General features: G+C 64.6%; 10 protein-coding genes and 1 pseudogene. 1 reads left to right on the forward strand and 10 read right to left on the reverse strand.

The window, feature by feature from the left end; translation table 11 throughout:
- Nucleotides 1-339: pseudogene (locus MOV75_RS18815) on the forward strand (TetR-like C-terminal domain-containing protein); the annotation flags it as partial.
- Between the two features lie 11 nt (nt 340-350).
- Here the strand turns inward: MOV75_RS18815 and MOV75_RS18820 are convergent.
- From MOV75_RS18820 to MOV75_RS18865, 10 genes are all read right to left on the reverse strand, one after another.
- Complete coding sequence (locus MOV75_RS18820; protein WP_246920272.1) at nt 351-2,009, reverse strand: HWE histidine kinase domain-containing protein; 1,659 nt, start codon at nt 2,007-2,009, stop codon at nt 351-353.
- 294 nt (nt 2,010-2,303) lie between these two features.
- Nucleotides 2,304-2,927: an urease accessory protein UreG gene (gene ureG / locus MOV75_RS18825; RefSeq protein WP_008131868.1), complete on the reverse strand. Its 624-nt coding sequence runs from the start codon at nt 2,925-2,927 to the stop codon at nt 2,304-2,306.
- 41 nt (nt 2,928-2,968) lie between these two features.
- Entirely contained in the window at nt 2,969-3,697 is a 729-nt protein-coding gene (locus MOV75_RS18830; RefSeq protein WP_247006368.1) for an urease accessory protein UreF, read from the reverse strand.
- Nucleotides 3,678-4,307 (reverse strand): urease accessory protein UreE, encoded by a 630-nt coding sequence (ureE, locus tag MOV75_RS18835; protein ID WP_247006362.1) that lies wholly within the window; start codon nt 4,305-4,307, stop codon nt 3,678-3,680. The genes MOV75_RS18830 and ureE overlap by 20 nt, the downstream gene beginning before the upstream one ends.
- Before the next feature lie 14 nt (nt 4,308-4,321).
- Complete coding sequence (locus MOV75_RS18840; protein WP_246920267.1) at nt 4,322-4,621, reverse strand: putative quinol monooxygenase; 300 nt, start codon at nt 4,619-4,621, stop codon at nt 4,322-4,324.
- A gap of 138 nt (nt 4,622-4,759) precedes the next feature.
- Nucleotides 4,760-6,475: an urease subunit alpha gene (ureC, locus tag MOV75_RS18845; RefSeq protein WP_246920265.1), complete on the reverse strand. Its 1,716-nt coding sequence runs from the start codon at nt 6,473-6,475 to the stop codon at nt 4,760-4,762.
- A gap of 34 nt (nt 6,476-6,509) precedes the next feature.
- A complete protein-coding gene (locus tag MOV75_RS18850; protein WP_247006364.1) occupies nt 6,510-7,049 on the reverse strand; it encodes an HD domain-containing protein in 540 nt (179 codons plus the stop codon).
- Nucleotides 7,050-7,106: 57 nt separating this feature from the next.
- Nucleotides 7,107-7,412: an urease subunit beta gene (locus MOV75_RS18855; protein ID WP_026202067.1), complete on the reverse strand. Its 306-nt coding sequence runs from the start codon at nt 7,410-7,412 to the stop codon at nt 7,107-7,109.
- A gap of 112 nt (nt 7,413-7,524) precedes the next feature.
- Nucleotides 7,525-7,827, reverse strand: a complete 303-nt coding sequence (locus MOV75_RS18860; protein ID WP_007605424.1) for an urease subunit gamma — start codon at nt 7,825-7,827, stop codon at nt 7,525-7,527.
- A gap of 37 nt (nt 7,828-7,864) precedes the next feature.
- On the reverse strand, nt 7,865-8,417 hold a 553-nt coding region (locus MOV75_RS18865), incomplete at its 5' end, for an urease accessory protein UreD (RefSeq protein WP_247006366.1).

Below are 8,417 nucleotides of genomic sequence, written 5' to 3' on the forward strand. Positions count from 1 at the left end.
AGCCCCGCGGCGCGCGCGCGCCGCCATGCCGCGGCCTAAGCCGAGGCGCTCCAGGGCGAGTTCGGCAAGGTTCAACTCGCCGTCATCTCCGAATGCATTTCCAAGACCGGCTCCGCCGAGCTGTTCTACGTCCGCTATCTGCAGTTCCGTCGCGACGCGCTGGTGGAGATGATTGCGGCAGGCCAGAACGACGGCAGCATCCTGGCCGAAGGGCCGGCCGAGGATCTCTACGACGCCATCTACGGCGGCCTGTTCTATCGCTACGTCTTCGGCATTGCGCCGATCACGCCTAGCTACGCCCGCCATCTGGTCGACGTGGTGTTGCGGCCGAAGACTTAGCCGCACGACGTTTATCGCGCAGGCCTCACCGGGGCCGAGATCTTGTCCGTGCGATCGCGTTCGGTCATGTCGACCACCGTCTCCATCGGCGCGGTCAGCTCATAGACGTAGGAGGCGTCGGTGAAATAGCGCTTGGCGGTGCCGCCGAGCGCCTCGGGGGCGACGCGGTCGAGCAGGATCAGGCCGAAATCGGAATCGGGGCGGCGCGTCGCCTCGCTGGTGTTGAGCTCCTCCCAGCGAAAATGGAAGACCTCGTCGGTCCCCTCGCCTGTCACCGTCCAGCCGGCGGTGATGTGCGGATGCTTTCCGACCAGCGACAGGCCCTCGTCGGAATGCGAGGCCAGCTCGAAGAACAGCAGTGAGAGGCTCTGCGCCGCGCGCGCGCTGACGGCGATGTCGGGACCGGTCACGGCGATGCGATCGGCATGCGGAATGGCGCGTGCCTCGAACAGACCCTTCAGCTTGACCCCCTGCCATTGGCTCTCGCTGAGCAGAGAGACCACGTTCGACATGGCGTGGATGCGCCCGATCAGGAGCTCGCGGGCGACGTCGATGTCCGAGCCGTGACGCAAGGTGCGCGTCACGATCGACTGGATTACCGCAAGGATGTTCTTGACCCGGTGGTTGAGCTCGTCGATCACGGCGGTCAGCCGGCGCTCGAAGCCGATTCTGACCTGGATTTCCCGGCTGAGCCGCAGATTGTTGTAGGCGACATAGCCGAACAGGCCGCACACCATCGCAGTGATCGCAAAGCCGATCGCCGCCACGATGATCGCGGTCTGCTCGGCACGGCGCAACGAGTTGGTCTTCGCGTAGTAGCCGAGCTGCCAGTCACGGCCACCGAAGCTCACCGTGCGCGTTGCCGACGGCGCAGGTCCGTCCACCGCCGCCCTGCGCGTCGAAACCACGCCCTGGTCGTTGGCGATCAGCTCGCCGCCTTCCTTGCGCGGATCCCTGAGCGCGACCGAGAACAACGACATGTCGTCGTTGGTCAACATCAGCGAGGCGAGCTCGTAGGAGAACGTGACGAACCCGGCCGGCTCGGTTGCTCCCTCGGGAACGACGGGTGCGGCCACGACGACGCCGACCGGGCCGTTTGCGCGCAACAGCGGAACCGGGTCCGAAGCCACCGACCTCTTCTCGATCCGGGCGCGCGTCAGCATGGCGCTGCGAACCGGATCCTGATCGAAACTACGGCCCGGCAGTGCCTTGGTCTCGTCGCTGCGCGGCTCGAGATCCAACAGCACGTCGATCGGCTGGGTGATCTCGGCCGGATTGATCGGCTTGTCGTCATAGGTACGGATCTTCGGATTCGGGAAGCCGGCGGCGCCAATGGCAGCCTGCGCCGCCGTAAGCTCGCTCGGCTTCAGCCGGGCGATCCAGCTGGCCACCACGAAATCCGTCTTGAAGGCGTAGATGGCCGAGCGCAGCGGCTCCAGCATGTTCGGCTTGATCACGGATGGCGTGCGGAACAGGCCTGAAGCGACGCGTGCCAGCAGCTCGCGCTCGGTGAGCCGATCCTGGACCAGGCTGGCGTGAACGTCGATCGCGCGCGCGAGCGCGATCCGGTCCAGCGCCAGCTCCTGGTCGTGGACGCGATAGGCCGCAAGCCCGGAGAGCAAGGCTCCGAGCAGAGCGATGAAACCGATGATGAAACCCAGCCGGACCACGCGACTACTCAGGCGAACGCAGGAGGTCGGCAATAAACAAGGAGCATATGAACGCCGTTCGAACGGCCACGTGCCGAAACAGGGTGAACCCCAGTGGCAGAGATAATGGAGGAGGAGACATCGGTACGCAACGTAGGTCGCCTGAAAAGCTTAATCCGTCCGGCCGATGGTCTGGCCGGGATGGATTGCCCGGGCGCCGGAGGTAATCAATCGCCGTGTCCGAAATTTGTTCCCTAGTTGTGGTTCGACCCCAAGGTTAACGGCGAAAAGCGCATGCGCCAAGTCGTCGCGCCGTCAGCCTGCCCGTTTCAAGCCGCCTTTGGCCTCGATGAAGCCGACGATGCGGTCAAGCCCCTCGCTCTTCTTCAGGTTGGTCATGACGAAGGGACGCTCGCCGCGCATGCGCCTGGCATCCGTGTCCATCTTCTCCAGGGAGGCACCGACATGGGGAGCGAGGTCGATCTTGTTGATGACCAGAAGGTCGGACCGGGTGATGCCGGGGCCGCCCTTGGACGGGATCTTGTCGCCGGCCGCCACGTCGATGACGTAAATGGTCAGGTCGGCCAGCTCCGGGGAAAAAGTGGCAGCGAGATTGTCGCCGCCGGACTCGATCAGCACGAGATCGAGCCCGGGAAACTTGGCGCGCATGTCCGCGACCGCGGCGAGATTCATCGAGGCATCCTCGCGGATCGCGGTGTGCGGGCAGCCGCCGGTCTCGACGCCGGCAATGCGGTCCGGCGTCAGCGAGCCCGAGCGCACGAGGAACTCCGCATCCCATTTGGTGTAGATGTCGTTGGTGATCGCGGCGATGTCATAGCGCTCGCGCATGGTCTTGCAGAGCAGGTCCATCAGCGCGGTCTTTCCCGATCCGACCGGACCGCCGACGCCGACACGCAAAGGGCCGTGAGATTTCGACATGGAATTCGCTCGCTCTCGATGGGTTGAAGGCCGCCTCGCTCTCACGATCGGAACAGCCGCGTATATTGCGTCTCGTGCCGCAGGCTGGCGAGATCGGCGCGGAAGGTCGCGCTGCCAAGATCGTCCAATGTCGCATTCAGCGCACGATTGGCGGTCGCGGCCACAATGGCTTCCAGCCTCACCAGCACGCGCTGGCTGTCGGTCTGGCCGAGCGGGATGAGCCGGCTCGCTGCGGAAATCCAGTTCGAGACCAGCGCATGCAGGAAGGCGTGGAGCGTCGGCGCCAGTGGCACACCGTGCTTAGCTGCGACCACGCCGACTGCGACCGGATAGACCGGTGGCGTGCGGCATGCCGCAACCATGGCATCCAGCCCGTCCGCACCCCAGGCGGCGCGGGCGATGTCGATGAAGGCGCGACCCTGCGAGCTCGTCTCCAGCTGCCGCTCGCGCGACGGCACGAAGGCGGCAGCGAGCTCGGCGATATCGTTCAAAGTGGTCTCCTCGTCCGCCTCCGTGGCGCGATAGGCATGGACCAGGAACGTCGCATCGCAGAAGCCCGAGCCGTCGCAAAGCATCGCGTCGAGCCAGTCGGTCAACGTCGCGGTATCCGTGATGTCGCCGGCCTCGACCGCCCATTCGATGCCGCTGGAGTAGGAAAATCCGCCCACCGGGAATGCCGGCGACAACCAGGTCATCAACCGGTACAGCGCCGCCGCCTCGCGCTCGGCGAGGTCACCGGCACTGACCGGCTCATTTGTGGTCATGAGCATTCGTGTGGCCGTGGTGATGGTCGGGATGGTCGCAATGCTCGTCGTGGTGATGGTGCTGATCGTGTCCATGGTCATGCGCGGCATGGCCGTGATGGTGGTGATCGTGGCCGTGATGATCATGGTGATCGTGATGGCCGTGATCGTGATGCGCATGGTCGTCGTGCCCATGCGCGTGGCCGGCATCGGCATAGGCGCCGCCTTCGGGATCGAACGGCGCCTCGATCTCGATCACGCGCGCGCCGAGCCCTTTCACCATGGCTTCGATGACGTGGTCACGGCGGATGCGCAAGGCTTTGGCCATGATCTGCGTCGGCAGATGACGGTTGCCGAGATGCCAGCCGACGCGGATGAGATGGTGCGGATCGCGGCCGCGGATCTCCAGCAGCGGCTCGGGCGCCGCGACCACCTCGACCAGCCTTCCGTCCTCCAGCACCAGCGCATCGCCGCCGCGCAGCGCGACGGCGTGCTCCAGGTCGAGCAGGAATTCGAAGCCCCGCGTCCCCGTCATCGCCATGCGGCGGCGGTGCCGATCGTCGAAATCGAGCACGACCGTGTCCACCGGCGCTTCCGTGAAGTGGTGCTGTCCCTTAACCTGCGTCGCCCGGATCATGCGCTTTTACCCTGTTACCGTGTCTCGACCTTCTCGGGCGTGATCACTTCGATCTTCGGCGGTGCCGTGAAGCACTTCACTGCCACGCGGCCAAACGTCTTCATGTGCTCCATGGTCCGATGCGGCACCAGCGCCTCGGCATTCTCCCACTGCTCGACGAACACCATCTTGGCAGGGTCAGTGACGCTCTCATGCAGATCATAGGCAATATTGCCGGGCTCCTTCCGGGTCTCCTTGATGCAGGCGGTGGCCGCAGCAATGAATTCGGCGCGCGTTTCGGGCTTGATGGTCAAGGTGGCAACGACGTAAATCACGAGAAATCCTCCCGGCTTTGCTTCTGGCTTCAGATACCGGGCGGGACATTAGACCAGCCGGCATCGAACGCAAAACCGGAAAAGCCTCCCGGACATGCGCTCAGGACACGTTCTCGGGACATGCGTTGAGGCGCTATTTCAGTACATGAAATATCGCTGCGCCATGGGCAGCACCTCGGCAGGAGCGCAGGTAAGCAGCTCGCCGTCGGCGCGCACTTCATAGGTCTCCGGGTCGACCTCGATGTTGGGCGTGGCGTCGTTGTGGATCATGCTCTTCTTGGAGATCTTGCCGCGGGTGTTCTGGACGGCGTAGAGCTTTTTCTCGATGCCTAGTTTTCGCGCGAGACCGCCGGTGATCGCGGCCTTGGAGGTGAATACCACGGAAGAGGCCGTGCGCGCCTTGCCGAAGGCGCCGAACATCGGCTGATAGTGCACCGGCTGCGGCGTCGGGATCGAGGCGTTGGGATCGCCCATGGGCGCTGCAACGATGCTGCCGCCCTTGACGATGCAGTCCGGCTTGACGCCGAAGAAGGCCGGCGACCACAGCACGAGATCGGCGAGCTTGCCCTTCTCGACCGAGCCGATCAGCTTCGACACGCCGTGCGCGATCGCCGGATTGATGGTGTATTTGGCGATGTAGCGTTTGACGCGAAAATTGTCGTTGTCCTTGCCCTTGTCCTGCGGCAACGCCCCGCGCTGCTTCTTCATCTTGTCGGCGGTCTGCCAGGTCCGGATGATGACCTCGCCGAGCCGGCCCATGGCCTGCGAGTCCGAGGACATCATCGAGAGCGCGCCGAGATCGTGCAGGATGTCTTCGGCTGCGATGGTCTCCTTGCGGATGCGGCTCTCGGCGAAGGCCAGATCTTCCGCGATCGAGGGATCGAGATGGTGACACACCATCAGCATGTCCAGGTGCTCGTCGATCGTGTTGCGGGTGAAGGGCCGCGTCGGGTTGGTGGAGGACGGCAGCACGTTCTTCAGCCCGGCGACCTTGATGATGTCGGGGGCGTGACCGCCGCCGGCGCCTTCGGTGTGGAAGGCGTGGATGGTGCGGCCCTTGAACGCCTTGATGGTGTCCTCGACGAAGCCGGACTCGTTCAGCGTGTCGGTGTGGATCATCACCTGGATGTCGTGAGCGTCGGCCACCGAGAGGCAATTGTCGATCGCGGCCGGCGTGGTGCCCCAGTCCTCGTGCAGCTTCAGCGCGCAGGCGCCGGCCTTGATCATCTCGACCAGCGCGGCAGGCCGCGAGGCGTTGCCCTTGCCGGAGATGCCGAGATTGACCGGGAAGGCATCGAACGACTGGATCATCCGCCCCATGTGCCAGGGCCCCGGCGTGCAGGTGGTGGCGAAGGTGCCGTGCGACGGGCCGGTGCCGCCGCCCAGCATCGAGGTGACGCCAGACATCAGCGCGTGCTCGATCTGCTGCGGGCAGATGAAATGGATGTGGCTGTCGAAGCCGCCGGCGGTGAGGATCTTGCCCTCGCCCGCGATCACGTCAGTGCCGGGACCGATGATGATGGTCACGCCGGGCTGAATATCGGGATTGCCGGCCTTGCCGATGCCGGCGATCATACCGTCCTTGATGGCGACGTCGGCCTTCACGATGCCCCAGTGATCGACGATCAACGCGTTGGTGATGACGGTGTCGGCCGCACCCTGCTTGTTGGTGACCTGCGACTGCCCCATGCCGTCGCGGATCACCTTGCCCCCGCCGAACTTCACCTCCTCGCCATAGGTGGTGAAATCCTTCTCCACCTCGATGATCAGATCGGTATCGGCCAGCCGTACCCTGTCGCCGGTGGTCGGCCCGAACATGTCGGCGTAGACAGAACGCTTCATCTTGACGGACATCACAAGCCCCGTTTGCGTTGGAATGTTTGGTGGGTCACAGCAAGGCCCTCGCTGCTTTCACGGCATCATCGAATTTCTCGTCGAGCCAGGCATTGCCGCCGCGGCAACCCGCAACGACCTGCGTGGCCCAGCCGACGTAATCGGCGAGATCCTCGCGCTCGTCGGCACTCGGATCGGTTTGAATGCGCGCCCCTGTATTGCTGATCTTGTCGGCGAGCTTGATCAGTTTTGCACCGGCGGATTTCTTCGGTGCGTCGAGTACCTGAAGCCGCCGCCGCTCGGCCTTCGGCAGGCTCATGTCATCGGTGCATTCCACGACGAGGGAAGCAACACGCTCGGAAAACAGCTGCGCGAGTTCCTCGCGGGTGGAGTCGGTGTCCTCAATCACATCATGCAGCCAGCCGGCCGCGACCAGTTCGGCATCGGCGCCGTCGGTCGCGGTCGCCAGCAGGTTCGCGACCTCGGCGAGATGATTGATATAGGGCTCGTTGCCGCGCCCCTTGCGCGCCATACCGTTGTGACGGTGCGCAGCGAGTTCGGCGGCTTCTGAGACGAGACGGATTGGGGACAGCATGGCAAGAACCTCCATTTCCGCCTCAACCGTGCCGCACAACGCTCGTTCCTGCTGAGCTCACAGCTTCCCCATCACGTCGCCGCGGAAGCCGTAGATGGTCTTCTTTCCCGCCATGGCGACGAGTTGCACGTCGCGGGTCTGGCCGGGCTCGAAGCGGACAGCGGTGCCGGCGGCGATGTCGAGGCGCATGCCACGGGCCTTCTTGCGGTCGAACTTCAGCGCCGGGTTGGTCTCGAAGAAATGGTAGTGCGAGCCGACCTGGATCGGGCGGTCGCCGGTGTTGGCCACCGTCAGCGTCACGGTCTTGCGGCCGGCATTGAGCTCGATCTCGCCGTCCTGGATGAAGAGTTCGCCGGGGATCATGTCTGTCTTCCTCCGTCATTCCGGGGCTCGCGGCGCGAGAACCCGGAATCTCGATCAACAATCTCTGGATTCCGGGTTCGCCCTGCGGGCCCCCCGGAATGACGAATTTGAATCACCTGATCGGCTCGTGCACGGTGACGAGCTTGGTGCCATCAGGAAAGGTCGCCTCGACCTGGATGTCGTGGATCATCTCGGGAATGCCCGGCATCACCTGGTCGCGGGTCAGCACCTGCGCGCCGGATTGCATCAGCTCGGCGACGGTACGGCCGTCGCGCGCACCTTCCAGGATGAAATCGGAGATGATCGCGATCGCCTCGGGATGGTTGAGCTTGACGCCGCGGTCCAGCCGGCGGCGGGCCACGATCGCCGCCATCGAGATCAGAAGCTTGTCCTTTTCGCGGGGAGACAGATTCATGCGACATCTCTTCCGTTCAACACGTCAATTCAGCCGGTCAATTCAGCCAGAGCCGCGGCAGCGCGGCACCGGTTCGCGCCAGCACCGCCATCATGTCGGCACGCAAGCGCGCCGCATCTTGGGCACAGAACCGCGCCATTGCAAAGCCATTCCACGCGGAGATTCCGACCTCGCCGGAGAAAGACTCCGAGGCCTCGCGAATGCGCTCGACCAGTGTCTCGTCACCGGGCACGATCAGCGCTGTACCAATCGCCGCGCCGCCTTTGGCGACCCCCGATCGCGCAAGTTTTGCGCCGATGTTGCCGTCGAGCCGGACCGTCTCGGCGAACACCAGCCTGCCACCGCGACGCAGCCGCCAGCGGTCGACGAACTCGCCCTGCTCCATCCGCTCGCCCATGGCGGTGCGGCCGAACACCACGATCTCGCAGAGCAGGAGCGAGGCCGCCTCGTCGAGCTCGATGTCGAAGCGGCGCTGGACCCGGGCCCGGTCAAACAGGATGGTTTCCTGCGGCAGCCAGGACAAATGTGCGCCTGCACCGACCTTCAGAGCGATGCTGAGCTGCGCCGCCGCGCCCGGCGCGCGATAGACC

Origin of the sequence: Bradyrhizobium sp. PRIMUS42, assembly GCF_023006515.1 — a bacterium.
Taxonomy (GTDB): domain Bacteria; phylum Pseudomonadota; class Alphaproteobacteria; order Rhizobiales; family Xanthobacteraceae; genus Bradyrhizobium.